At 61.1% G+C, this 24100-nt stretch carries 23 protein-coding genes and 1 riboswitch; of the genes, 12 read left to right on the forward strand and 11 right to left on the reverse strand.

Annotated elements, in window-relative coordinates; all coding sequences use genetic code 11:
• Nucleotides 1-24: 24 nt before the first annotated feature.
• The 3 genes from V6943_RS13470 to V6943_RS13480 all read right to left on the reverse strand — a co-directional run bounded on the left by V6943_RS13470 (nucleotide 25) and on the right by V6943_RS13480 (nucleotide 2330).
• Nucleotides 25-558, reverse strand: a complete 534-nt coding sequence (locus V6943_RS13470; protein WP_340553951.1) for an MgtC/SapB family protein — start codon at nucleotides 556-558, stop codon at nucleotides 25-27.
• A 64-nt stretch (nucleotides 559-622) separates the two neighbouring features.
• A complete protein-coding gene (locus tag V6943_RS13475) occupies nucleotides 623-1645 on the reverse strand; it encodes a DUF5924 family protein (RefSeq protein ID WP_340553952.1) in 1023 nt (340 codons plus the stop codon).
• A 202-nt stretch (nucleotides 1646-1847) separates the two neighbouring features.
• Entirely contained in the window at nucleotides 1848-2330 is a 483-nt protein-coding gene (locus V6943_RS13480; protein ID WP_131650756.1) for a DUF2726 domain-containing protein, read from the reverse strand.
• A gap of 981 nt (nucleotides 2331-3311) precedes the next feature.
• On the opposite strand from V6943_RS13480, the gene V6943_RS13485 reads away from it, so the two are divergent.
• A complete protein-coding gene (locus V6943_RS13485) occupies nucleotides 3312-4223 on the forward strand; it encodes an SDR family oxidoreductase (protein WP_131650755.1) in 912 nt (303 codons plus the stop codon).
• A gap of 66 nt (nucleotides 4224-4289) precedes the next feature.
• Here the strand turns inward: V6943_RS13485 and dauA are convergent, their stop codons facing one another.
• Entirely contained in the window at nucleotides 4290-6008 is a 1719-nt protein-coding gene (gene dauA, locus V6943_RS13490; protein WP_131650754.1) for a C4-dicarboxylic acid transporter DauA, read from the reverse strand.
• A 185-nt stretch (nucleotides 6009-6193) separates the two neighbouring features.
• On the opposite strand from dauA, the gene V6943_RS13495 reads away from it, so the two are divergent.
• From V6943_RS13495 to V6943_RS13505, 3 genes are all read left to right on the forward strand, one after another.
• The gene (locus tag V6943_RS13495; RefSeq protein WP_131650753.1) at nucleotides 6194-6481 is read left to right on the forward strand and encodes a PA4642 family protein; all 288 of its coding nucleotides are present in this window, start codon (nucleotides 6194-6196) and stop codon (nucleotides 6479-6481) included.
• A 315-nt stretch (nucleotides 6482-6796) separates the two neighbouring features.
• On the forward strand, nucleotides 6797-8302 hold the full coding sequence (gene mqo, locus V6943_RS13500; protein WP_371924078.1) for a malate dehydrogenase (quinone): 1506 nt from the start codon (nucleotides 6797-6799) through the stop codon (nucleotides 8300-8302).
• Between the two features lie 180 nt (nucleotides 8303-8482).
• Entirely contained in the window at nucleotides 8483-9067 is a 585-nt protein-coding gene (locus tag V6943_RS13505) for a YajG family lipoprotein (protein WP_131650751.1), read from the forward strand.
• Between the two features lie 300 nt (nucleotides 9068-9367).
• Here V6943_RS13505 and V6943_RS13510 read toward each other — a convergent pair whose 3' ends face one another.
• Complete coding sequence (locus tag V6943_RS13510) at nucleotides 9368-10744, reverse strand: DUF1329 domain-containing protein (protein ID WP_131650750.1); 1377 nt, start codon at nucleotides 10742-10744, stop codon at nucleotides 9368-9370.
• 483 nt (nucleotides 10745-11227) lie between these two features.
• Between V6943_RS13510 and V6943_RS13515 the strand changes: the two genes are divergently transcribed.
• Nucleotides 11228-11446, forward strand: coding sequence for a hypothetical protein (locus V6943_RS13515; RefSeq protein WP_131650749.1), 219 nt, complete (start codon nucleotides 11228-11230; stop codon nucleotides 11444-11446).
• A gap of 23 nt (nucleotides 11447-11469) precedes the next feature.
• Here the strand turns inward: V6943_RS13515 and V6943_RS13520 are convergent, their stop codons facing one another.
• Complete coding sequence (locus tag V6943_RS13520; RefSeq protein ID WP_177493055.1) at nucleotides 11470-12633, reverse strand: 1-acyl-sn-glycerol-3-phosphate acyltransferase; 1164 nt, start codon at nucleotides 12631-12633, stop codon at nucleotides 11470-11472.
• Between the two features lie 105 nt (nucleotides 12634-12738).
• Here V6943_RS13520 and V6943_RS13525 point away from each other — a divergent pair, with 105 nt between their 5' ends.
• From V6943_RS13525 to V6943_RS13540, 4 genes are all read left to right on the forward strand, one after another.
• Nucleotides 12739-12921 (forward strand): CPXCG motif-containing cysteine-rich protein, encoded by a 183-nt coding sequence (locus tag V6943_RS13525; RefSeq protein ID WP_131650747.1) that lies wholly within the window; start codon nucleotides 12739-12741, stop codon nucleotides 12919-12921.
• The gene (locus tag V6943_RS13530; protein ID WP_131650746.1) at nucleotides 12922-13182 is read left to right on the forward strand and encodes a putative signal transducing protein; all 261 of its coding nucleotides are present in this window, start codon (nucleotides 12922-12924) and stop codon (nucleotides 13180-13182) included. It begins immediately after the preceding gene.
• A gap of 77 nt (nucleotides 13183-13259) precedes the next feature.
• Nucleotides 13260-13880 carry an SOS response-associated peptidase gene (locus tag V6943_RS13535; protein ID WP_131650745.1) on the forward strand — a complete coding sequence of 207 codons (621 nt, stop codon included), beginning with the start codon at nucleotides 13260-13262 and terminating at the stop codon, nucleotides 13878-13880.
• A 154-nt stretch (nucleotides 13881-14034) separates the two neighbouring features.
• Complete coding sequence (locus V6943_RS13540) at nucleotides 14035-14844, forward strand: M48 family metallopeptidase (RefSeq protein ID WP_131650744.1); 810 nt, start codon at nucleotides 14035-14037, stop codon at nucleotides 14842-14844.
• Nucleotides 14845-14865: 21 nt separating this feature from the next.
• On the opposite strand, the gene V6943_RS13545 is transcribed toward V6943_RS13540, so the two are convergent.
• The 4 genes from V6943_RS13545 to V6943_RS13560 form a co-directional block, all read right to left on the reverse strand.
• On the reverse strand, nucleotides 14866-15309 hold the full coding sequence (locus V6943_RS13545; protein WP_131650743.1) for an ester cyclase: 444 nt from the start codon (nucleotides 15307-15309) through the stop codon (nucleotides 14866-14868).
• 83 nt (nucleotides 15310-15392) lie between these two features.
• Nucleotides 15393-15980, reverse strand: a complete 588-nt coding sequence (locus tag V6943_RS13550) for a TMEM165/GDT1 family protein (protein ID WP_131650742.1) — start codon at nucleotides 15978-15980, stop codon at nucleotides 15393-15395.
• 110 nt (nucleotides 15981-16090) lie between these two features.
• A riboswitch (yybP-ykoY riboswitch) is annotated at nucleotides 16091-16198 on the reverse strand.
• Nucleotides 16199-16241: 43 nt separating this feature from the next.
• The gene (locus V6943_RS13555; RefSeq protein WP_340553956.1) at nucleotides 16242-17240 is read right to left on the reverse strand and encodes a class I SAM-dependent methyltransferase; all 999 of its coding nucleotides are present in this window, start codon (nucleotides 17238-17240) and stop codon (nucleotides 16242-16244) included.
• Between the two features lie 63 nt (nucleotides 17241-17303).
• Nucleotides 17304-18266: a 2-hydroxyacid dehydrogenase gene (locus V6943_RS13560; RefSeq protein WP_340553957.1), complete on the reverse strand. Its 963-nt coding sequence runs from the start codon at nucleotides 18264-18266 to the stop codon at nucleotides 17304-17306.
• Nucleotides 18267-18321: 55 nt separating this feature from the next.
• Here V6943_RS13560 and V6943_RS13565 point away from each other — a divergent pair, with 55 nt between their 5' ends.
• Nucleotides 18322-18951, forward strand: coding sequence for a LysE family translocator (locus tag V6943_RS13565; RefSeq protein WP_340553959.1), 630 nt, complete (start codon nucleotides 18322-18324; stop codon nucleotides 18949-18951).
• Between the two features lie 175 nt (nucleotides 18952-19126).
• A complete protein-coding gene (locus V6943_RS13570; RefSeq protein ID WP_340553961.1) occupies nucleotides 19127-20809 on the forward strand; it encodes a fatty acid--CoA ligase in 1683 nt (560 codons plus the stop codon).
• Between the two features lie 2 nt (nucleotides 20810-20811).
• On the opposite strand, the gene V6943_RS13575 is transcribed toward V6943_RS13570, so the two are convergent.
• Entirely contained in the window at nucleotides 20812-22908 is a 2097-nt protein-coding gene (locus V6943_RS13575; RefSeq protein WP_340553962.1) for an ATP-binding protein, read from the reverse strand.
• Nucleotides 22909-23383: 475 nt separating this feature from the next.
• On the opposite strand from V6943_RS13575, the gene V6943_RS13580 reads away from it, so the two are divergent.
• Nucleotides 23384-24040 carry an OmpA family protein gene (locus V6943_RS13580; RefSeq protein WP_131650737.1) on the forward strand — a complete coding sequence of 219 codons (657 nt, stop codon included), beginning with the start codon at nucleotides 23384-23386 and terminating at the stop codon, nucleotides 24038-24040.
• Nucleotides 24041-24100 lie beyond the last annotated feature (60 nt).

The following is a 24100-nucleotide window of genomic DNA, read 5'->3' on the forward strand; positions in this document are numbered from 1 at the left end:
GCTCAGTTGTGAAGCCGCGCCGAATCAAGGGTGTGGTTCGCGGTCGCGGCCCTGTTTTTTATCGTGTTCGTCAACGGCCGTTTTGGTGGCGTGTTGCTCCAGCCGCGGCATGATCAGGAAGATGGCCAGCGCAAAGCAGGTAGTCAGTACTGCCGTTGCTTCGTGGCCGAGCCCGGCAGCGACGCCGATGGCGGCGGTCAGCCAGATGCCGGCTGCGGTGGTCAGGCCTTTGACGTCGCGCTGTGAGCTGCCTTTGAGAATGGTGCCGGCACCGAGAAAGCCGATCCCGGTAATGATGCCCTGCATCACTCGCGATAGATCCTCGAGTGGCATGCCAGCCTCGAGCGGTACCAGCACGAACAGCGCGGCGCCGAGTGCCACCAGCATGTGCGTTCGCAGGCCCGCCGCCTTGCCTTTGTATTCCCGTTCATAGCCCAGAATGCCACCGAGTGCCGCCGCCAGGAGTAAGCGCATCGACACGCGAATCAAATGCTCCAGATCAGGGATGTCGGAGAATTCCGATGCAACGGTGCGGCTCAATATTTCCCACCATTCCATGCATGCCTCCGTCTTGCTCCACGCTGATGACTGTCTGAGTTCGAGTCATGACAGGCATGGCGGTTCACTGGGTGACTTCGAAGCGCAGCATGCCGATCATTTGCCCGGCTTCGGTCAAAACCCGCACGCGCCAGCGGCCTTCCGGCTTGCCTGGGAAGTTGCGCTTGTGGGTCCAGGCGCGATAACCCGCCTCGCGTCCTCCGCTTATGTCCAGGGGAATGCGGTCGACGCGCCGGCCGTTGTGTTCCCAGACATGGTAGATGCGTTCCTTCAAGCCGCGCGGTGCATTGATCGCGGTAAAGGCATAGAGGCCGTTGTCATGCAGCTCCCGGCTGGACAACTGACGCAAGCGGTTGCCGGGTTTGCGCGAGGCGTCGTCGATGCTCATGGTCACGGCAACGTCGGTCAGCCACAGCGTCGCCGGCGGGACCCAGGTGCGACCCACCCAACCCGCCAGCCCGACGCTGAGCGCAAGCAACGGGATGGCGATCAGGGTTTTCCGGTTCCATTCGGGGAAGAAGCTGAGAAGGCTGGGCAATGCCAGCAACACGGCAATAACCAGAGAACACAGATAGCTCTGCGGCGTGGACAGGTGAAAGATGATGGGCAGCGCCGTCAGCAGGACCGCGAATAACGTCAGCGCATGGAACGCCAGGTAGATCCACCGGCGCGGCGCCAGCCATTTGTAATACAGCGGGTCGATCAGCGAGACCAGCGCGGCGACCCCCAACAACACTGTGAACGCCGACTGGCCACTGTTCCAAGTGGTGGTAATGAAGAAGAACGGAATGATGAAGAACAGGCTTTCCTGATGCACCATCTGCGTGACGTAACGCAGCAGCGGAGGCGGGACCTTCCAGCCGAACCGGCGCTCCACGCCGCGACGCAGGCTGTTTTCCAGCATCAACCAGAGCCAGCTGGCTAGCATCACTGCCGCGATCACCTTCGCCAGCCCGGCATGGCGCTCCACCAGAACGAAGCTGGCAATGCCCGAGCAGAATCCGAACAGCGCGACGACGCCTGGATAGCGAAGGATCAGGCGCGAGGCCAGATTGAAAAGGCCGGCAAGGCGGGATTTCAGTAGCATCTCGGTTTCACGCTAAGCGGTACCTTCTGTAACTGTTTGGGGCCGGCTGGAGACTGGAGAGTCTGTGCAAGCTAGTCGTCTGATTAATCGCGACACACGCGAATGCGCTATGCGTCTTCAGGCGGCGATTATCCGTTACCGAATAGACATTGGCTCCCTTGTCCGTTCAAGCGTGCTGAAGTCGGAACGCATGGATAGCTGGCTACTGACGATCAACAGTGGCCTGAACGATCGCAGCCCGTACATCCGTATAGGAACGTGCCGTTTCCGGCGACAGGCGTACCAGCGGCAAGCCGACGGTCTGGCTGAGTTCATCGAGAAAGGCATTGGCTTCGGTTGCCTGCTCCATCTCGATCGCGCAGCGAGGCTCCAGCGTCTCCCGGTCGCACAGTAAAAAGTCGAAGCGCGCCGCCGAAATCCGATTGACCGCCTGATACCAAGGGGCTCGCCGTGGTATCGCCGTCACCTCGATCACGTCGGCGACCCGTACCTTGCTGAGAATTAGATATTCGTCTGCCGCTTGCTGTAGTAGCGCCAGAAGTTCGGTTTCGCTTGGTTGAAAGAACGGGCGTTTCAGCTGGTAGGGCATGCGCAGCGCAGGATGCCTGTATTGTCGCTGCTTGATGAAGAAGACCAGGACGAAACAGGCGAACGCCACCAGTACCAGTCCTATGAAACCAGTCATTTCACCCCCGGCGATTGCGCGCGCGCCTGGGTTGTCGCAACAGGACGGACAAGCATGCGGATACTCCAGCTCAAGTTGAATTCGAACATTGGAGCGAGCGGATGCAGGTGAGTTCGTTCATCGCGACCGTGGTGGTCGTGTTTCAGCTGTGCGGGTTTGGGCGGGGTGTGTGGTCGCCTGCTTGAAAGCTAGATAGTTATCCCCGGTTACTGTGGAGAGGCTAGTGGATAAGCCCCGGCGAACACTATCGAGGCGCCGGTATTGCTGAGGTGTAAGCCATTGTTCGATTTTCATCCGCCGTGGGCCCGAGAAAGCGATGATGGCAAGCGGGCCGGTTAAACGACCGGTTCGCCAGCGCAACTGCCGGCGACAGCCGAAGCGTAATTGGCGAACAGTGTTTGAAAGAAGTTGAAGTTAGGCATCGTCGCGGTCCTTGTGAAATTGGAAGAAGGTTATCGCGCTGTATCGTCGGTCGCTCTTAGTTTATGGCCATGGCTACGATAGTCACTCGCGGTGCGTACAGTTATCCCCGTCCGCTGTGCAACGATCTGTGGATAAGCTCTTCGTGCTTTTCTATGTGCCGCGCCGATAGCGGTGTTGAGCAGGCTGGTTATTTTTTATCCAAGCTCGTCTTTAGAAGATGTAAGCCTTTGAAAATGCGCCATCAACAGGCCGAGTCGAGGCAAATAGATGAAACGGAGATGGGGTTTTGCACTTATCCCGCATAGCTGTGGGGCGTTCTGTGGATAAGGTGGGGAGATGAGCTGTCCGAGCCCGTTGCGGCTGGTTTGCAGACGGTCGTACAAAAAATAGCCAGCGTTGCGCTTGATCATTCGAACCGGCACCGACCTCGCTATCATCCCGCAGCGTTATGCCGCGGCATTCATTCATGGCCGTTTGATTGTGAGCCGTACTCGCCTCGTCGACACTCGCGGCACCTTTGCAACGTCATCCAATAACAATCTGCTGGAGGAATCTCGTATGACTGAAGCCATCCGCTTCGAAGACAAGGTGGTGATCGTGACCGGCGCCGGTGGCGGGCTCGGTCGCGCCCATGCACTGCTGTTCGCTCGTCATGGTGCCAAGGTGGTGGTCAACGATCTCGGTGGCAGCGCTCAGGGCGAAGGCGCCAACAGCTCGGCTGCCGATCGCGTGGTCGAGGAAATCCGTCAGGCTGGCGGTACGGCCGTCGCCAACCACGACTCCGTAACCGACGGCGAGAAGATCGTCCAGCATGCGCTCGACGCCTTCGGGCGCATCGATGTAGTGGTGAACAACGCCGGCATTCTGCGCGACAAGACCTTCCACAAGATGGACGACGCTGACTGGGATCTGGTCTACAAGGTGCACGTCGAAGGCGCTTACAAAGTCACCCGCGCCGCCTGGCCGCACATGCGCGAGCAGGGTTATGGTCGAGTAATCTTCACCGCGTCCACGTCCGGTATCTACGGCAATTTCGGCCAATCCAACTACGGCATGGCCAAGTTGGGTCTCTACGGCCTGACACGCACCCTGGCACTGGAGGGACGCAAGAACAATATTTTGGTCAATGCCATCGCGCCTACCGGCGGCACGCGGATGACCGAGGGCCTGATTCCTCCGCAGGTCTTCGAGCAGCTCAAGCCCGAGTTGGTCAGCCCACTGGTTGTGTACCTGGCCAGCGAGCAATGCCAGGAGACATCCGGGCTGTTCGAAGTCGGTGGTGGCTGGATGGGCAAGGTGCGTTGGGAGCGCAGCCTGGGCGTCGGATTCGATCCGAAGGCGGGCTTCGATGCCGAAGACGTCGCGGCCAACTGGCAGCAAATCTGCGATTTCGAGAATGCCGCGCACCCGGCTGACAACCTGGCAGCGTTGAAGGAAATGATGGCCAATCTGCAAAAGTTCGCCGGCTAAGCTGCCGCGTGGTACCGGGGCTCAGCGCGCAAACGCGCCCTGAGCCTATCACCGGATTTGAACGGGTCAGCCTGCTTTAGCCGGCAGCAGGCGCAAGGCCTTGGCGCGCGCCTGGGCCAGATCGCGCACGTAGTACAGGTGCCCTTCGAGCCGACGAATGCCGGCGCGGCGTAGCTTGAATCTCACTCGGGCATTGCTGCCGCAGAGAATCAGCGTAATGCCCTGCTTGCGATAGTCCAACAGCACGTTCTCCAGCGCCGCCAGAGCGGTCATGTCGAGCATCGGCACACCGCTGATATCCACGATCACGATCCGCACGTCCGGATTGAAACGTCGCAGTACGCTCAATGCCTTTTCCGCAGCGCCAAAGAACAGCGGGCCGCGAATCGCATAGGCTGCAACGTGCTCGGGTAGATCCTGGAGCAGCTGGTTCTGGCCATGACGCAGGCTGGTGGTATCGGTCAGCTCGCTCATCCGCTTGATGAACAGCCCGGCGGCCAGCAACAAGCCGACGCCCACCGCCAATACCATGTCGAACAGCACCGTCAGGATCAGGCAGGTCAGCAAGACCAGCACGTCGCTGCGCGGCGCGATGCGCAGTGTCCTGACCACATGCGGCGCTTCGCTCATGTTCCACGCCACCATCAGCAGCAATGCCGCCAGTGCCGCCATCGGCAGGTAGCTGAACAGCGGCGCGAGCCAGAGGACTGCCACTAGCACCACGCCTGCATGGATGATCGCCGCCAGCGGCGAGAAAGCGCCGGCGCGCACGTTGGTGGCGCTACGGGCAATGGCCGCGGTCGCAGTAATACCGCCGAACAGCGGCGCGACCAGATTGCCGAGGCCCTGGCCCAGAAGCTCGGCGTTCGGATCGTGATTGGTGCCGGTCATGCCGTCGGCGACCACGGCGCAGAGCAGCGATTCGATGGCACCCAGCATGGCGATGGCGAAAGCGGGCGCTAACAGTTGATGGAACAGCTCGAAGCTCAGTACCAGCGGTTGCCCGTCCGGGCCGGGCAGCAGCCAGGGCCAGGCGAAACCCGGAAGCAGCGGTGGGATGCCGGGATGCGCGACGCCATCGACCGTGTAGCTGAAACGCTCACCCAGTGTGGCCACGGCTAGACCGGACGATTCCAGCGCCATTCCTGCCAGCGCACCGACGATCAGCGCCACCAGATGACCGGGCACCTTGGGCACCAGGCGCGGCCAGACGATCAATATCGACAGGCACAACGCGGCGACGAGTGCATCGCCCAGCTGCGCGCTGGGCAGTGCGCGAGCCAGCATGCCCAGTTGTTCGACGTAGTGGTGGGGTTGTTCGGTAATCGTCAACCCCAGGACGTCCTTGAGCTGCAGGGTCGCGATAACGACACCGATGCCCGCAGTGAAGCCCAAGATGACCGGGTAGGGCACGAAGGCAATCAACTTGCCGGCGCGCAGCAGCCCGAGGGCGATCAGGATGAGCCCGGCAAGCATGGTGCAGAGCAGCAGGCCGCCGAGGCCGAACTGTTGGGTAATCGGCAGCAGAATCACCACGAAGGCTGCGGTCGGCCCGGATACGTTGAAGCGCGAGCCGCCAGTTAAGGCGATCAGCGGCGCGGCGATCAGCACGGTATACAGGCCATGCTGTGGCGCAACGCCGACTGCGATCGCCAGCGCCATGGCCAAAGGGATCGCGATGATCCCAACCGTCAGCCCGGCAGTGATGTCTCCGCGTAGCGCGGCGCCACCGTAGCCCGACCGAAGGGCCTGACGCCAGGCAGCGAATAACGGGGGAACGTTCATGGTGGCCACGTCCTGTGCGCAAAGCGCCAGTATAGGCGCCGGCTTGGTCTGCCTGAGGGCGACATCGCCGCCAAATCGAGGATTTTCATGTACGACCTTGGTCGCAAGAATCCCTGGCGCGTTGAGTGCGCTCGCCTCGCGGAGTAAACTGCCGCCCCCGTAAGGCCCGTCGAACCGGAGAACGCATGCGCAAAGACAAGAAACAGGTGATCGGCGAAGAGATCAGCGACGAAGCGATCAAATTGTTTCTCGAGCCGGAACCGGCTGATGAAACACCAGCGTCGTTGTACAAGCTGATCAAGGCCTACCGTGGGTTGCGAGTCGATGATTTCGAGCGTTTTCTGGGCTTCTTCGTCGAAGCCGGCTTCGACCTGAACGCGAAGGACGCCAAGGGGCAGGACTTCGTTGCGCTGATCGCCGATCAACGCCAGGCCGAGCCTTATATCGAACTGATCAAGGCCGCTCGCGGCTGATACAACGGCTTTGGCGGCAAGTCCGCCGGAGCAGGAAACACCCTTGACCCCGGCTGAGCAAGCGGCAGCCACAATCGTTTTTCTCGCTGCATGGATTCCGTAGAGCCCAGGCCTGTCGCCTCGCTCCGGGATGTTTCGAAGCGAGGGGAGAGAAGGCCAAAAGCCGTTCTCCCGACAGCGGACCGACACCCTTGGGTACCGGTCTTCGGGCACAAGCCCGAGCAGCGGCATGGAAACCTTCCTCCGTTTCTAGCCGCCTGGCTGGTGGTTCTACACGATGGCGTACTGCGGTCGTGACAGTTTAATGCTGTGATTCTGGAGAACGCGTTAATGACGCAACACGATAGCGAAGCCGTGGACTTGGTGCTGGTGGGAGCCGGCATCATGAGTGCGACTCTGGCAGTACTGCTCAAGGAACTCGATCCCAACATCAAGCTGGAGATCGTCGAACTGCAGGAGTCCGGGGCCGTCGAGAGCTCGAATCCCTGGAACAACGCTGGCACCGGCCACGCCGGATTGTGTGAGTTGAACTACACCCCGGACAGTAAAGACGGCTCGATCGATATCAAGAAAGCCGTCACCATCAATACCCAGTTCGAGGTTTCCAAGCAGTTCTGGGCGTATCTGACGGGTCGTGACGGCTTCGGCAGTCCCAAGGACTTCCTTAATGTCGTGCCGCATCTGAGCTTCGTTCGCGGCGAAAAGAACATCGACTATCTTAAGCGTCGCTTCGATGCGATGAAGACCCACCACGCGTTCGAGAACATGGTCTACACCCAAGACCGCGCCACAATGGAAGAGTGGATGCCGCTGATGATGCCGGGGCGTCCGGGCGACGAGCCGATCGCCGCCACCCGCGCGCTGAACGGTACCGATGTCAACTTCGGTGAGCTGACCCGGCAAATGCTGGTGTACCTCGAGAGCAGGCCCGGCGTGAAGATGTCCTATTTCCAGAAGGTCACCGGCCTGGAGCGCAACGGCAAGGGCTGGCGCGTGGAAATCAAGAACACCCGCGATGGCAGCAACCGCGAGATCGATGCGGGCTTCGTTTTCCTGGGCGCGGGTGGCGCGGCACTGCCGCTGTTGCAGTTGTCCGGTATCGAGGAAGGCAAGGGCTACGGTGGCTTCCCGGTCAGCGGCCAGTGGCTGCGTTGTGACAACCCCGAGATCGTCAAGCAGCATCAGGCCAAGGTCTACAGCCTGGCCGCCGTCGGTGCGCCGCCGATGTCTGTTCCGCACCTGGATACCCGCGTTGTGGACGGCAAGAAGTCGCTGTTGTTCGGGCCTTACGCGGGCTTCACCACTAAGTTCCTCAAGTATGGATCGCCGCTCGACCTGCCGATGTCGATCCGTCCGAGCAATCTCAAGCCGATGCTGGCCGTCGCGCGCGACAACATGGACCTGACCCGCTACCTGATCAAGGAGGTTCGCCAGTCCATGGCGGATCGGCTGGAAACCCTGCGAGGTTTCTACCCCGAAGCCAAGGCTGAGGACTGGCGCCTGGAAGTGGCCGGCCAGCGCGTGCAGATCATCAAGAAAGACCCGAAGAAGGGCGGCATCCTGCAGTTCGGCACCGAACTGGTCTCCGCCAAAGATGGTTCGATCGCCGCGCTGCTGGGCGCATCGCCTGGTGCGTCGGTCACGGTGTCGATCATGCTCGACCTGATCGAGCGTTGCTTCCCGGAGCAGGCGCAGAGCGAAGCCTGGAGCCGCAAGCTTGGCGAAATCTTCCCGGCCCGCGAGAAGGTGCTGCAAGCCGATGCTGCGGCGTATCGCGAAGTGAATGAGATGGTCGACAAGCGTCTCGGCCTGGTCATCTAGCTACAACGTTCGTGCTTCACTTGAAGCCGCGCCGCTTTGACGAGCTGCGCGGCTTTTTAATGCATGGCTCCCAGACGCGTGGTATTCGCCGGCTGATCCCCAGCAAGGCATCCGCTGTCAGGCCGTTGCACGGCTGGTTATACTGCGTGCCATTCATTCCTAACTTTGGAGAAAGACAGCATGCTGAAACGCCTGTTGTTCAGTCTTGCCGCCGCGTCGGCACTGGTGCTGACCGGTTGCGCGCATAGTCCGCAACAGCTCGATCCAACACCGAAGATCACTGGCACCATCAACCCTGTCGGTCAAGGGCAGCCGGTAACGGTACGCGTCGTGGATGGCCGGCCTTCGCCGACACTAGGTACGCGCGGCGGCCTGTATCCGGAAACCAGCGCCGTGATCGTGCCGAAGGAAAAAGTCGTACCCAAGCTTCAGGCTCAGGTCGAAGCGGCGGTACGTCTGCTGGGATTCACGCCATCAGCCAATGCCTATAACGCCCCGCAGCTGACCCTGACCCTAGCCGAGCTGAAATACCAGTCGCCGAAGGAAGGGCTCTACGTCACCGAGGCCACCATTGGCGCAACACTTCGTATCGAGGTGCAGAACGGCGGTCGTCGCTATACGGGTCGCTATGGCGCTTCGCTGAACCAGCGCTTCGGGATGGCGCCGAACGAGCAGACCAACACCAAACTGGTCAGTGAAGTATTGAGTGATGCGCTGAGCCGCGCATTCCGTGACCAGAGCATCGGTCAGGTGCTGGCTCAGTAACCTTCGGCGCTCAACCGGCCTGCCTGAGTCGCCGAAGCCCGCATCTCGATGCGGGCTTTTTGTTTCCATCCGAGCATTTGGTGAATTCCGATCTGTCGATCCGAGCGCAACCAGATGCTGCTGACGTCGCATTAGAAGCTGGCCGTCCGTTGTGCTCGTACGGCGGGCGGAAACCAAAAGGCCCGGGTCCGGTGCAATACCGAACCCAGGCCTTGAGCCCCTAACCGTAACTGTCCGACGCTTCTGGACAGTTCAGGGGCAGGATGTTCCTTGGTGGGCCATCAGCCCGCAGCGCTCGAATCAGCGCACGCCGGAGTTGCGCAGGGCAGCCGGGGTGTACTGGTTGGAGTTTGCTTTGTAATCGTAGGTGTAGGGATTCTTTTCCTCGTTCTTCATGCCCATCACCAGGTAACGGCCAGACACCAGGTCGTACAGGGTTTCCATCGCATACAGTGGAACCTGATAGTTGTAGACGTACTGGGCGTGGGCCTCAGCTACGCGCCACAGCGTGTCGCGACCGTCGTAGTGGTCGATCACAGCGGCTTGCCAGGTATCCTCGTCGATGAAGAAATGACGCTTGGCGTAGATGTGGCGTTCGCCAGTCTTCAGCGTCGCTTCGACTTCCCACACGCGATGCAGCTCGTAGCGCGTCAGGTCCTGGTTGATGTGCCCGGCCTTGATGATGTCGTCGTATTTCAGCGTCGGCGAGTCCAGGCGATAGGAGTTGTACGGGATGTACATCTCTTTCTTGCCGACCAGCTTCCAGTCGTAGCGGTCTGGCGCGCCGTTGAACATGTCCAGGTTGTCCGAGGTGCGCAGGCCATCGGCAGCGGTACCCGGACCATCGTAGGCGACCTGTGGCGCACGGCGTACGCGGCGCTGGCCGGCGTTGTAGATCCACGCCATGCGCGGCTCTTTCACCTGGTCCAGGGTTTCGTGTACCAGCAGAACGTTGCCGGCCAGCCGCGACGGCTCGGTCACCTGCTGCTTGAAATAGAACAGCACGTTGCCGTGCTTTTCAGGATTGAAATCGCTCAGGGTGTCGGTATACACCACTTCGTCGACGAACTTGACCAGGCTGTAACTGCCGTTGACCTGCGGTGTAGCCTGCGCTACGACCCGACGGGCAGAGCCGCCGCGGTAGCGCGTGATGTGGTTCCAGGCGACTTCAAGGCCATCCTGCGGAATCGGGAAGGCGACCGCTGTATCGAAGTTCGCCAGGCCATTGCCGCCGCGGACCAGTTCGGTCTGGGTTGCGTTCTTCTTCGCCGCGTCGTAGATCCGCTGCGGTACTGCGGCGCTGCGGCGGGTCTCGAAGACCGGCAGCCGGTAAGTGTCAGGATAACGCTTGAGCATGGCGATCTGGCCGGGGCTCAGGTTGTCCTTGTACTGTTCGTAGTTCTGCGCGGTGATAGTGAATTTGGGCTGATCGTTCGGGAATGGATCGCTGACGAAGCCATCGGCGGTAATCGCTGCGGCATCTTTCGGCAGGCCGCCCGTCCAGGCCGGAATGGTGCCGGCGGCGTTGCCGGCCTTCTCGGCTCCAATCGGGGTCAGGCTGTCGCCGAGCTTGGCTGCTTCCGATTCGGATACTGCCGCTATGGCTCCGTTTGCCAGCAGGGCACTTGCCAGCAAAGAGAGTGTGAGGGCCCCCGTCTTAAACTTGTTCTTATTCACTGTTCGGTCCTGTTGATCTTGATAACTGGTTCCCTGTGAGCCTACTGCCGTAAGCGCGGCGCTCTCAGGAGGCGACTTCCATGAAGTAGCGGGCCATTGGGCCCGGTAAATGACGCCACGGTCGTAGCGATTTACAAGTTGCCGTTTGCTCGATCCGCGGCAGTTTCGCCCAGTTGCTCAGGCCAGGCGCACGCTCTATTTCGGTTGCTCGAGACAAGATGAGGGTGAAGCCGGAAGGGACTATAAGTCAACAATCGAGACGGCGCCTACCTGCATAAATGGCACAAATACCCGGCAAATTGCCAGCTCAGGGGCGCGTTCCGTTTGGTCGGGAAGTGGCTGAAGCAGCGGGCGTGCTTAGGTAGACTCGCTGCCGCGTCACTGGTCGGTTCGAGCCAGTAGCTTTCGCGGTTCGTGGGGGTTGGATTGTTACTGAATATTGATATTTCGCAGCTGGCCGTTCTGGCCCCTCTGCTCAATTCGATGGCCTTACTGATTGCGATGTGCGGCGCCTGGTTGCTGCTGGCGACGCGCTGGCGTCAGCGGCTCGCGCTCGATGCGGCGCGGTTAACGGCAATTCAGTCGGCAGGGCGGCGGGCTGGAGTGGCGGCGACGCAGCGAATCGACCGGTTCTTCCATGGCTTCGGTCTTGGCAGCCTAGCGCTGGCCTGCTTGCTTTCCTGGTTTTCCCGGCTGATCTGATTGCCAGCCGGGTCTATTAAGCGTCAGAGGCTTAGACCCGCCTTGAGCTTGTGCTGATTGCGTACCGGAGTGGCGTACTGCTGGATCAGGTAAGGCTGCTGCACGCTCGGGCAGGCAGCCAATCGCTTGCTCCACTCGGCTTCGGCAGCGGCAATTTCCTCGCGGCTGAACAGTTCGGCGATCTCTGGTATCGGCAGCTGCGGATCGCGCCCATCCCATATCCGGTACGCCAGGTAATTCACCGGGAACAATCGGTAATCGCCAAGGATCTGCTGATCGATCGCGATGGCCAGTTGCTTGGGGTCGTCGGGAACATCGGTGATCGGCGTGCCGAAGCTGACGTGTACGCGCCCTTTATAGCCGGTGATGCCGAGTGCAATGCTGGTGTCATCTTCACCTGGCGCCTTGGTGTAGGTGCCGGTGGTGGCGCGGATATAGAGTTCGCGGGCCTTGGCCTGATCGCAGGGGTCGTACTCGTAGCTGATCGATACCGGTGTGGGTCGCAGCGCCGCCAGTGCCTCGGCGAAGGGCTCGTCCTTGCGGCTCATGTGCAGCATCTTCAGGATCGCCGAGTCGGTGCGGTCGTCGCCATCCTTGGCGCGCCCCTCGGCCTGAGCGATCCAGATCGACTCGCCGTCGTTGCGAATCGAGTGATTGATGTAGGCGGAGAGCACTTGATAGGCCGCGAGCTTCTCGCGCCGGCCGGTAACCGAACGGCGCACGATGAAGCTCTTGTTCAGTCGCATCAGATCGCTGACGAACGGGCGTTGCAGCAGGTTGTCGCCAATGGCGATACGTGGTGTACGCATTTTTGCGTGGAACACCGCGTAGTTGACGAAAGCCGGGTCCATCACGATGTCGCGATGGTTGGCCAGGAACAGATAAGCGCGGCCCGGCTGAAGGTCTTCCAGGCCGGAATAGGTGATGCCGTCCGTTGCACGTTCGATGGTGCGGTCCAGGTACAGCTCGATCCGCGACTGCAGCGTATCGACCGAATGAATGCCGGCGAACTCGCGCCGCAGGCGGTGCGCTATGAGTGGTTTCAGCATCCAGCCCATCGGGCTGGCCAAGCGCGGGAAGCGGAAATGCGCCAGGATGTCGAGGAACTCCCGGTCGGCGAACAGCCGCGCCATCACGGCAGGGACTTCAGCGTCGGCGTAGGGTCGGATGGCTTCGAATTCGTCCATCATGCTCTCTGTAAGAAACTGAATAACCCCAATCGTTTGGGGTCGGTATTAGGTGCTGGTGACACTGGACGGCGATTATAGCGGCAAGTCACGCGGGAGACGCTGATGCTCGAATCACAGGATTATCAATGCCCCTATTGCGGCGAAACGGTGGAGGCGCTGCTTGATCTGAGCGGCGGCGATCAGCGCTATATCGAAGATTGCTCGGTCTGCTGTCGACCAATCGTCTTCGATCTGCGAACCGATGGTGCGGACTGGCAGCTCGATGTACTGCGGGAGGATGAATAAATGCAGCGTATTTACGAGCCCCGCGATCTGCTGGAAGCCGAAATGTTGTGCGGCATGCTGAACGCCGAAGGGATCGAGGTGTTTCTGACCGGACGGCATCTGGTCGGTGCGGTCGGCGAGCTTCCGGCGGCTGGTCTGCTTGGGCTGATGGTGAATGGCGAACAGGCCGAGCGCGCGCGGCAGTTGATCGCTGAGTACAATGGCGCCGAGCCGCTGCCCGGTGACGAGCCGGAAAGCTATCCGGGCGAGCTCATCTGTTGAGGTAGGCCGAATGACCGTCCCACTGTCGTGCCGGTCGTCCGGTACGCTCGGCCCCTTTTTGCTACGAGTCTATTTTCATGTGTGGCCGCTATGCCCTGTTTCGCTGGAGTCCGGCCTTCGCCGCGCTGCCCGGTTTTCCCGCTGATCAGCAGCCGCATTGGAGCCTGGCGCCTGGCGCGTCGGTTCTGTTGCTGCGGCAGCTGAACCACGAGCTTCAGCTCGACAGTGTGCGCTGGGGGCTGACCCCGGCCTGGCTCACTGACTTCACACGGACACCGGCCCAGGCGCGGGCGGAAACACTGGCCGAGCAGCCGATGTTTCGTGACGCCTTTCGCCTTCGTCGCGGCGTGCTGCCGGCCAATGGCTTCTACGAATGGCGCGGCACGGCACGCAAGCGGCCGTTCTGGATGACCGCCGAAGATTCCCTGATGTATTTCGCCGCGATCTGGGAGGCCTATCCGGTGCAGGGTCACACTTATTTGAGCGCTGCGGTGGTGACGCTGCCGGCGGCCAATCAACGGCGGCCGCTGATGCTGGATCAGGCAGGGATGACTGTCTGGCTCGATCCCGAAACCCCCATGGAGACGCTTCAGGCGCTATTGGCGACGCCCCAGCCGCCACTGCGAGAGCGCCCCTTGGCGACATTTATCAACGACCCCAAACTGGACGCTCCAGAGTGCCTGACGCCAGTGAACTAGGCGTCCACTGTGACCATTGAGCGCGCTGCGCCAGTGATGCCGGCCATGTTGGCCAAGACGGTAATGCGGGACGGTGAGCGTTATGCCGATGGCTCGGTTGCCCGGCAGGCGGGCTCGCTCTAGCATACGGCGCAGAAATCACCGGAGACGCGACATGCCCAAACCGCATTCATTAACACTTTTTCTTGCAGCCTCCGCGCTTGCGGGTTGCCAGGCGGTCAATACCACCAGCGGTGGTGCAGTCGGAGTCGAACGCAAGCAATACATGTTCAGCATGTTGTCGACCGATCAGGTCAATCAGATGTATGCCCAGTCCTACCAGGAGACCCTGAGCGAGGCGTCCCAGAAGGGCGTGCTCGAGAAAAACAGCGCGATCAATAAGCGCGTGAATACCATTGCCCAGCGGTTGATTGCCGAAGTTCCGGCGTTCCGCCCGGATGCGGCGCAGTGGAACTGGGAGGTCAACGTCATCGACAGCCCGGAGCTGAACGCTAATTGCGGACCGGGCGGCAAGATCATCTTCTATACCGGGCTCATCGAGAAGTTGAAGCTGACAGACGACGAAATCGCTGCCGTGATGGGCCATGAGATCGCCCACGCGCTACGTGAGCACGGTCGCGAGGCGATGTCCAAGGCTTACGGTGTGCAAATGGCGACGCAAATTGGGTCGGCCTTTGGCGTCGGTGACGGCAGCTTGCAGCTGGCCAACATGGGCGTCGAGTATCTGATGACGCTGCCCAACAGCCGCAACAACGAAAACGAGGCTGATCTGATCGGCTTGGAATTGGCGGCGCGCGCCGGTTACAACCCGAACGCGGCGGTCAGCTTGTGGCAGAAAATGGGCGCCGCCGGCGGCTCGGCACCGCCAGAATTCCTCAGCACGCACCCGTCCTCGAGCAGCCGCACGCAGGCGCTGCAGCAAACCATTCCGAAGGTGATGCCGCTGTACGAGCAAAACCGCTGAGTTCGTCGTGCCGCTGACCGATCAGGTCAGCGGCAACGTAACCGGAATCGGACTTTCCATGCCCAGCTGCTTACGGGCGCTTTCCAGATCGAACAGCGTGTTGATTTCTTCGATGTCGCCAGCCGGATTGAGCGTCCAGATCGACATGGCGGCGATGGTCAGGATCTTGTTGCTTGGTGCCAGTCCGAACACCGCTTTCTCCAGGGTGCCGAACAGCGTACTGGAGGTAACCACGCGGTTGCCTTCGCTGAGGCATTCGTCCACTACGACTTCCAGATCGGGTATTGCCTGGCGAATTTCGCGCACGATCAAACCGAAGCCGGCGTTGTTGACCGGCTGTGCAATGAACGAACTCTTATAGGTGAAATAACGGCTTTGTAGCTGTTCGGCCAACGCCAGTCGGCCTTTGCTCCAGCTCAGGTCGATGTGCTGCCGAACCCGCCGTTTTCGTTCCTCCGGTGACATGCCGCCTGCTCCCGTCAATGCCGCTAGAACGCGGTGAGGTCGCACTCTAGCAGCACCAGCGATGCGGCAATTTGCGCTGCGTATCAGACTGGAAGCATGCCGCTCAGGCTCAAGGCCTGGTAAACGGCATACAACGCCAGGGCTGCGAAGCCGATGGCGGCGATGCGGCGGATCAGCGTGAGCGGCATGCGGTCGGCGGCGAAGTTACCGGCCAGTACCACCGGTACGTTGGCGATCAGCATGCCCAGCGTCGTGCCGATGATCACCAAAATGAAATCGGGATACTGCGCGGCGAGCATGACGGTCGCCACCTGGGTCTTGTCGCCCATTTCCGCCAGGAAAAAGGCGATCAGGGTAGCGACGAAAGGACCGAAGCGGCGTCCGCGCGAGGCTTCGTCTTCTTCGAGTTTGTCCGGTACCAGCGTCCACAGCGCCACGGCGGCAAAGGATGCGGCGAGAATCCAGCTCAGGATCGAGGGGGAGACCAGCGAGGAAACCCAGTTGCCCACAGCTCCGGCAACGGCATGGTTGGCCAGAGTGGCGACGACGATGCCCCAGATGATTGGCATCGGGCGCCGATAACGAGCGGCCAGCAGTAGGGCGAGCAGCTGAGTCTTGTCGCCGATCTCGGCGAGCGCAACGATCAGGGTGGGGATGTAGAACGATTCCAAGCGAACTTCCTTGCAGGGGCGGGTCGACGAAATCACCATGACACGCAACGCCTGCCCGCCCCGGGTCAGGTGTACGTGTCATGGGTCTTGTCAAACCGGGCACGACTGCTGAAGCAGCCCGTGCGGGTCGCATGCGCCATGGTCTGTGGACCAAGTATGTTGACGCATGCCAGGCGAGCAGGACGCTCGCCGGAGACTACTCCCCCAGGACGGGCCGGAGTTTGCCCAAGCATGCCGCGTTGTGCAAGTCAGAGCTGGCAATCAGCCGCGTTTGGCGCGGTAGATGCGAAAGCCGTCCGCGTTGATGAGGGTTTCGCAGGGCCCTAGATGGGTCTCGATCAAGGGTGGATATTTGAGGAAGGCGTTAGCCACTAGGCGTAGCTCACCGCCGGGCCGAATATGACTGGCGGCGCGCTGCAGCAGGGTTTCGCTGGCCTCGTAGTGGGTATGCACGCCCTGATGGAATGGCGGATTGCTGATGATGGCGCTGCAGCCGTCCGGCGCGGCGTCGATGCCATCGCCGGCGATAACCTCGGCTTCCAGGTCGTTGGCTGCCAACGTCATGCGGCTGCTTTCGACAGCGAATGCATCGACGTCCAGCAGCACGACTTCGCTATCCGGATAGCGCTTTTTCAGCGACGCGCCGATGATGCCGGCGCCACAACCGAAATCCAGTAGCCGGCCGGTCGGCAAGCCGCCGAGTTGGTCCAGCAGCAATTCGGTGCCGCGATCGAGCCGGCCATGGCTGAATACGCCAGGCAGGCTGACGATCTGCAATGGGCCATCCGGCCGTTCCAGCTGGAAGCGTTGTGCCAGAGCGAGCAAGTCAGGCACCGGCGGGCTGTTTTCCACCCGGACCTGCCAAAGCTGGCAATGGCGGGCGCTGTCGAGCTTGCGCGCCTCGCCGAACGGTGCCAGCTGTCGGGCGGCCCGTTCGACACCGGCGCGCTTTTCGCCGACCAGATACAGCAGGCCGCCCGCCAGTCTGGCTGCCAGTGCGTTCAGCAGGTAATCGGTCAGCTCTCGGGACTTGGGCAGAAACAGTACCGCTGCCTCGAAAGCAGTCGTGGGGGGCTCAACGCCGAAGGTACAACGCCCGGCGAAACGAGCCTGCAGCCGCTGGTGATCCCCGGCGTGCCAGCTCCAGCCAGTGGCTTCGGGCAGTTGGCCGAGCAGATCATCGGGCTGCAAGCCGGCGAGCAGCAGGTTACCGCTGAACAGGTCGGCCTGGCGCAGCAGTACTTCGCTTCGGGGATCCATGATCGCCTCCGGGCAAAAGCGGGCGAGCTTAGCAGCCTTGTCGCGGGCTGTATAAGCGGTGCATCAGCCGACCTGGCGCTTCGGTGTGCCGGCGAAAAACGCATCGGCGTTTTCGACCATCTGCCCAACGATGCGCTGCCGTGCTTCGCGGCTGCCCCAGGCGCTGTGCGGCGTCACGATCAAACGCGGCACGTCCGCCGCCAGCAGCGGGTTGTCATTGCTCGGTGGCTCGCTGATGAGTACATCGGTGGCGGCGCCGCCCAGATGCCCACTGCGCAGCGTGTCCGCCAACGCCTGCTCGTCGATCAGGCCGCCGCGGGCGGTATTGATGACGAACGCCGATGGCTTCATCAGCTGCAGTTCGCGGGCGCCGATCAGGTTGCGGGTCTGTTCGGTGAGTGGGCAATGCAGCGTCAAGGCGTCGACCTGGGGCAGCAGTGCGTCGAGCTCCAGGCGATCCGCACGCGGCGGGCGCCCCGGCAAATTGCCGGTCAGCACCTGCATGCCTAACGCTTCGGCCAGTCTGGCCACGGCGCTGCCCAGCTCACCATGACCGAGCACGCCGAGGGTCTTGCCCGCCAGCTCGACGATGGGGAAATCAAGCAGGCAGAATTGCCCGCTCTCCTGCCAGCGACCGCGGGCCACGGCCGCCTGGTAGTCGGGCAGTCGCGTAGCCAGCGCGAGTAGCAACATCAGGGTGTGCTGGGCTACGGTGGCCGTACCATAGGCCTGACAGTTGCTGACCACGATGCCGCGCTGCCTGGCAGCTGGCAGATCGATGTTGTTGACTCCGGTCGCGGCGACCAGAATCAGCTTCAGGTCGGGGCAGGCGGCGAACACCCTGTCGTCCAGCGCGATCTTGTTGACGATGGCGACGTCGGCGCCTTGCAGCCGTTCGGTGAGCTGCGTTTCGCTGGTCTGTGCATGACAGACCAGTTCATCGAAGGCTGACTGCAAGGGCGTCAGGTCCAGGTCACCCTGGTCGAGCGGGGAAAAGTCGAGGAATACGGCGCGGCGATTGGTCATGGACTTTACTCGTATGAATCAGCGGGCAGATGCCCGGAAATAGCGGAGTCGATAGATGTACTGGATGGAATTTCTCACCGTGGCGCTGGTGCACTTGCTCGCTGTGGCCAGTCCCGGACCGGACTTTGCGGTGGTGGTGCGTGAAAGCGTGACCCGCGGTCAGCGGAGCGGCAGTTGGGCGGCCATCGGTGTCGGCAGCGGAATTTTGCTGCATGTGGGTTATTCGCTGCTCGGGATTGGCCTGATCGTCTCGCAGTCGATCGTGCTGTTCAACCTGTTCAAGTGGCTGGCGGCCGGTTATTTGTTCTATCTCGGCTTCCAGGCGCTGCGCGCAAAGCCGATGGATGTCGACGAGCTGGCGCCTTCCGGCACCGGTGGCGTGCATTCGAGCCGACGCGCTTTCATGGTGGGATTCGTCACCAACGGCCTGAATCCCAAGGCAACGCTATTCTTTCTGTCCCTATTCACGGTGGTTATCGACCCTCATACCCCGCTCGCCGTTCAGGCTGGCTATGGGGTATATCTGGCGTTCGCGACCGGCCTGTGGTTCTGCCTGGTGGCCTGGCTGTTCAGCCGTGAGCGCGTCCGCGCCGGTTTTTCCCGTATGGGGCACTGGTTCGACCGGGTAACTGGCGCCGTCCTGATCGGCCTCGGCGTGCGTCTGGCGGCAAGCGAGATCACCTGATCGGCAGCTGTGCAATCTGCTGTTGCACAGTGACGGCTCGGCGGGTGAACGGCTGCGGTGTCGATGGTCGGAGTGGAGAGGTTCAGCGCAGTCCGGTGGCAAGGCGCCGGCAGAATCGAGCAGCCGGAGTCAGACCCTAGCGTGCCTCGCATAACATCAATAAAAAGGAAGCCCTATGTTGCAGACCCGAGTGATCAAACCCGCCGCCAATGCCTACCAATACCCGCTGTTGATCAAGAGCCTGCTGCTGTCGGGGCAGCGCTACGAGCGCACCCGCGAGATCGTTTATCGCGACCAGCTGCGGTTCGACTACCGCACCCTCAACCAGCGCATCGCCCGGCTCGCCAATGCGCTGACCGCCGCCGGGGTCAAGGCGGGTGACACCGTGGCGGTCATGGATTGGGACAGCCACCGCTACCTCGAATGCATGTTCGCGATCCCGATGATCGGCGCGGTGGTTCATACCATCAACGTACGGCTGTCACCCGAACAGATCCTCTACACCATGAATCACGCCGAGGATCGTTTCGTCCTGATCAACAGCGAGTTTGTGCCGTTGTATCAGGCCATCGCCGGGCAACTGACCACCGTAGACAAGACGCTGCTGATTACCGATGCCGAGGACAAGAGCTGCGACCTGCCCAACTGCATCGGTGAATACGAAAGTCTACTGGCGGAGGCGGAGCCGCATTACGACTTCCCGGACTTCGATGAAGATTCGGTGGCGACCACCTTCTACACCACCGGCACGACCGGTGACCCCAAGGGCGTCTATTTCACCCACCGTCAGCTGGTGCTGCATACCCTGGCCGGGGCCGTGACGGTCGGTTGTCGCGAGAACCCGCAGCTGTTGGCGGCCGGCGACGTCTACATGCCGATCACGCCAATGTTCCATGTCCATGCATGGGGGCTGCCGTACATCGCGACCATGTTGGGACTCAAACAGGTCTATCCCGGGCGTTACGATCCGGAGTTGCTGATCGAGCTGTGGCGCCGGGAAAAGGTGACCTTCTCCCACTGCGTACCGACCATCATTCAAATGTTGCTCATTGCCAAGGCCGCGAAGGGCGTGGATTTCAGCGGCTGGAAGATCATTATCGGTGGCAGTGCGTTGACGCGTGGCCTCTACGAGTCGGCGCGCGCCTGCGGCATGCACCTGGAGGCTGCCTATGGCATGTCGGAAACCTGTCCGCTGATTTCCGGCGCCCATATCAACGATGAGTTGCGTCAAGCCAGCGAAGACGAGCAGATCAGCTATCGGCTCAAGGCTGGAATTCCAGTGATGCTGGTCGATGCGGCGATCCAGGCGCCAGATGGCAGCTTCCTGCCGGCCGATGGCGCATCCCAGGGCGAGCTGGTGCTGCGTGCGCCATGGCTGACTCAGGGTTACGCCGGAAACCCGGAAAAGAGCGAAGAGCTGTGGGCGGGTGGCTGGCTGCATACCGGCGACGTCGCGACCATCGACGAAATGGGCAACATCGACATTCGTGACCGCATCAAGGATGTCATCAAGACCGGCGGCGAGTGGCTTTCTTCCCTGGCGCTGGAAGGCTTGATCAGCCGCCACGATGCCGTGCGTGACGTGGCAGTGGTAGGCGTGCCGGATGAGCGCTGGGGCGAGCGACCTTTCGCCTTGCTGGTGCTGGGCGAGGGCAAGCAGCTCGATGCGCGGACGCTGCAGGGCTTTCTGGAGCCTGCGGTGGAGCAGGGGCATATCAACAAGTGGGCGATCCCGCAGCAGATCGCGGTCGTCAACGAAATTCCCAAGACCAGCGTCGGCAAGCTGGACAAGAAGCGTATACGGGTAGACATCGCACGTTGGCTGGAAGAGGGCAACAGCGCGATTTCGTCGGTTTAGACCTAGCCCGTATCCTGGCCAGGCTCCAACATGCTGCGAACCTTTTCTTCGAGGTCGGTGATGGTGAAGGGTTTGGTCAGGACTTCGTAATCCGACATGGTGTTGCTACGGTCCAGTACCGAGCTCTCGGCGTATCCGGTGATGAACAGTACGCGCAAGGACGGCCGCTTTTCCCTTGCCGCATCGGCAAGCTGGCGCCCGTTCATGCCGCCGGGAAGGCCGATATCGGAAATCAGCAGGTCCAGGTGTGCATCACTATCGAGGATACGCAAGCCGCTTGGGCCTTCGGCAGCCTCCAGGGTGTTCAGCCCCATTTCCTGCAAGACCTCCGTTACCAGGGTGCGAACGTTGGGCTCGTCATCCACCACCAGAACGGTTCGGCCCTCGACCGATGTGGAGGCCGGCTCAGGCGTCGCCGGCGCGTGCAGGCTGGCCGACTGGCCGTGATAGCGGGGCAGGTAAATCCAGACGCTGGTTCCTTCGCCCACGGTGCTTTCGATACGCACGGCACCGCCCGATTGCTTGGCGAAACCGTAGACCATCGACAAGCCAAGCCCGGTGCCTTCACCCAGCGGTTTGGTGGTGTAGAACGGATCGAAGACATAGCCGAGCCTCTCCGGTGGGATGCCGACACCGGTGTCGCGTACGCCGAGCGCAACATATTCACCTAGTGGCAGCGTGAGTTCTTCGGTGAGCGGCTCGCCCAGCACCAGGTTTTCGCTGGTCAATGTCAGCTGACCGCCATCGGGCATGGCGTCGCGGGCATTGATGGTCAGGTTCAGCAGCGCGTTTTCCAGCTGATTGGTGTCGCAGAGTGTCAACCAAAGATCATCGGACAGCTGCGTCGAATAACTTACCAACGGGCCTATGGTGCGCTGCAGCAGCTCCATCATCCCTTCTATCAGGGCGTTCAGATCGGTAGGGCTGGGGTCGAGCGTCTGTCGACGGGAGAAGGCCAACAGGCGATGGGTTAGCGCCGTTGCCCGATTGGCTGAGGTCAGCGCACTGTGAATGTAGCGCTCCAAGTCCCCCGTGCGGCCTTGCTGCAGGCGTACGGACAGCAGCTCCAGCGAGCCGATTACACCCGCAAGCAGGTTGTTGAAATCGTGGGCGAGGCCGCCGGTCAGTTGGCCTACCGCTTCCATTTTCTGCGACTGACGCAGCGCCGCCTCGGTTTTCGCCCGCGCGGCTACTTCGGCGTTGACCCGTTGTTCGAGGGTTTCGTTGAGGCGCTGCAGCGCCCGCTCGGTGCGTTTGTGCTGGGTGATGTCGAGACAGGCACCAACCATGTACGTGGGTCTATCGTTGCTATCGGTGAAAGTTTGCCCCTTATCGAATATCCAGCGCTCGGTGCCCTCCGGCAGGAGGACCCTGAATTGCATTTCCAGATCGTCACCGTAGCGCGCGCAGCGTTCGCACTGCTGGGCAATGGCAGCCCGATCATCTGGATGAATCCTGTCGAGAAGATCGTCGAGCCAACCCGAAGTCAGCCCCTCCAGGCCGAATAGCCGCTGCATGGGCAGGTCCATGTCCAGGCGGTTATTACGTAAATCCCAATAGAAGGTGCCGGTGCCGGAGGCCAACAATGCCGCATTCAGACGCTCGTCGCTCTCGCGCAGACGCAGCGCCGCCGATTCCTGCTCGAGCAGACTTTCGGTGACATCCTCGGCCTGGTGAATGATGTAGGCGACCTGGCCTTGCTCATCGAGCACCGGAACGTTGACGACGTCCCAGTAACGATTCTCGTAATGGTCGCGTTCGTCATGCGGGACGCGCAGCGGATAGCCGACCGTTTTCAGCTGTTGCGCGAGCCCGGTGCGTGTCACTTCAGCCAGTGATGCACGCAGCTGGTTGATGCCGGACGAGCTCGATACCGAAGTCGTTCCGCCGTTGTAGATATGGAACAGAGGATGACCAATGACGTCTTCACGACGCGTCATGGTCGCCCGCAGGCGCTCTTCGCTGGCGGCCACCATCGTGTAGTCGGCATCATTGGCGACCACGAGAAAGTTTCCAGGCAAGGCATCGAAGACGCGCTGCAAATCCGCAATGTCGATGGTTCGGCTCTCCGGCTGAGCGGCACGCCGTACGTGCCGCACAAAACAACTATTGGCTGTTTACGAAAAAATTCGGTTTCTGAGACTGTCAGAACTGCAATGCCGCATGTTGGTTCGCCCGACAGGCCTTGCAGCTCTGAATTCATAGCCGATCGGCCATGAAGCGTTGCGGCATCGCACAGTCTACGCCGGGCATTGATTACGCAAGACGAAGCCTGTGAGAGGCGATGTCCAGTTTCGCTGAGTTGGCCGCGCGATCTGCGGGGCGGCGATTATGCCACCATCGAGGGATGGAACAGTTAGATGGCTGTAGCGTCTCGACGAATGCAATTGAACGCCACCGCCTTCGATGTTGAGGACGATGCGCAAAAATCTTTTTGCCAGGTATTGATCCGGTGCGGGTTCGTCGGTCCGTTCCGGTTCTTCGCTCAGTCGGGTGTTAACCTAGCGCCGCATTTTCAGCCTGTGACGGATTCACTGCCGGCAGGCTGACGTCCCGGAGATGAAGGAAGTAATCATGAAAAAGCTCAGCAACCTGACCGTAGCCGCTGCCACCATCGCCCTGCTGGCGGGCTGTACCACTAATCCCTATACCGGCGAGCGCGAGGCCGGCAAAGCAGGCATCTATGGCGGTATCGGCGCGGTCAGCGGCGCGGTAATCGGTGCCGCCACGTCCAGCAAGAAGGACCGTGCCAAGGGTGCTCTGATCGGCGCGACGGTCGGCGGTGCTGCTGGCGGTGGCTATGGTTATTACGTCGATACCCAGGAAGCCAAGTTGCGTCAGACGCTGCAAGGCACTGGCGTTCAGGTTCAGCGCGAAGGCGATAACCTGACGTTGATCATGCCAGGCAACATCACCTTCCCCAGCAGCTCGGCTGATATCTCCAGTAGCTTCTATCCAACCCTGAACTCTCTCGTCCAGGTGTTCAAAGAGTTCAACAAGAACGGCATCGATATCGTCGGACACACCGACAGCACCGGTTCGCAACAGCTCAATCAGGACCTGTCCAACCGTCGTGCCCGTAGCGTGGCCGCCTACCTCGAAGGCAACGGTGTCGCCGCGTCACGAATTTCCTCTTATGGCGCGGGCCCGAGCCAGCCGATCGCTAGTAACGATACGGCGTCCGGTCGCGCCCAGAATCGTCGTGTAGAGATCAACTTGCGGCCGCTGTAAGTCGCTTCGAACAGGCGGGACTGCAACGGTCTCGCCTGTGGCATTTAAGTGACGCCATTT

The organism is Pseudomonas sp. CBC3 (assembly GCF_037967085.1).
Taxonomy (GTDB): domain Bacteria; phylum Pseudomonadota; class Gammaproteobacteria; order Pseudomonadales; family Pseudomonadaceae; genus Stutzerimonas.

Bases quoted from the DNA above. Each gene is read 5' to 3' on its own strand.
- V6943_RS13525 (WP_131650747.1), top strand. From the start codon at position 12,739: ATGCTCGAATCACAGGATTATCAATGCCCCTATTGCGGCGAAACGGTG.
- V6943_RS13530 (WP_131650746.1), top strand. From the start codon at position 12,922: ATGCAGCGTATTTACGAGCCCCGCGATCTGCTGGAAGCCGAAATGTTG.
- V6943_RS13485 (WP_131650755.1), top strand. From the start codon at position 3,312: ATGACTGAAGCCATCCGCTTCGAAGACAAGGTGGTGATCGTGACCGGC.
- V6943_RS13470 (WP_340553951.1), bottom strand. From the start codon at position 558: ATGGAATGGTGGGAAATATTGAGCCGCACCGTTGCATCGGAATTCTCC.
- V6943_RS13580 (WP_131650737.1), top strand. From the start codon at position 23,384: ATGAAAAAGCTCAGCAACCTGACCGTAGCCGCTGCCACCATCGCCCTG.
- V6943_RS13515 (WP_131650749.1), top strand. From the start codon at position 11,228: ATGGCCTTACTGATTGCGATGTGCGGCGCCTGGTTGCTGCTGGCGACG.
- V6943_RS13535 (WP_131650745.1), top strand. From the start codon at position 13,260: ATGTGTGGCCGCTATGCCCTGTTTCGCTGGAGTCCGGCCTTCGCCGCG.
- V6943_RS13495 (WP_131650753.1), top strand. From the start codon at position 6,194: ATGCGCAAAGACAAGAAACAGGTGATCGGCGAAGAGATCAGCGACGAA.
- V6943_RS13565 (WP_340553959.1), top strand. From the start codon at position 18,322: ATGTACTGGATGGAATTTCTCACCGTGGCGCTGGTGCACTTGCTCGCT.
- V6943_RS13475 (WP_340553952.1), bottom strand. From the start codon at position 1,645: ATGCTACTGAAATCCCGCCTTGCCGGCCTTTTCAATCTGGCCTCGCGC.
- V6943_RS13520 (WP_177493055.1), bottom strand. From the start codon at position 12,633: ATGGACGAATTCGAAGCCATCCGACCCTACGCCGACGCTGAAGTCCCT.
- V6943_RS13505 (WP_131650751.1), top strand. From the start codon at position 8,483: ATGCTGAAACGCCTGTTGTTCAGTCTTGCCGCCGCGTCGGCACTGGTG.
- V6943_RS13570 (WP_340553961.1), top strand. From the start codon at position 19,127: ATGTTGCAGACCCGAGTGATCAAACCCGCCGCCAATGCCTACCAATAC.
- V6943_RS13480 (WP_131650756.1), bottom strand. From the start codon at position 2,330: ATGACTGGTTTCATAGGACTGGTACTGGTGGCGTTCGCCTGTTTCGTC.
- dauA (WP_131650754.1), bottom strand. From the start codon at position 6,008: ATGAACGTTCCCCCGTTATTCGCTGCCTGGCGTCAGGCCCTTCGGTCG.
- V6943_RS13560 (WP_340553957.1), bottom strand. From the start codon at position 18,266: ATGACCAATCGCCGCGCCGTATTCCTCGACTTTTCCCCGCTCGACCAG.
- V6943_RS13540 (WP_131650744.1), top strand. From the start codon at position 14,035: ATGCCCAAACCGCATTCATTAACACTTTTTCTTGCAGCCTCCGCGCTT.
- V6943_RS13555 (WP_340553956.1), bottom strand. From the start codon at position 17,240: ATGGATCCCCGAAGCGAAGTACTGCTGCGCCAGGCCGACCTGTTCAGC.
- V6943_RS13545 (WP_131650743.1), bottom strand. From the start codon at position 15,309: ATGTCACCGGAGGAACGAAAACGGCGGGTTCGGCAGCACATCGACCTG.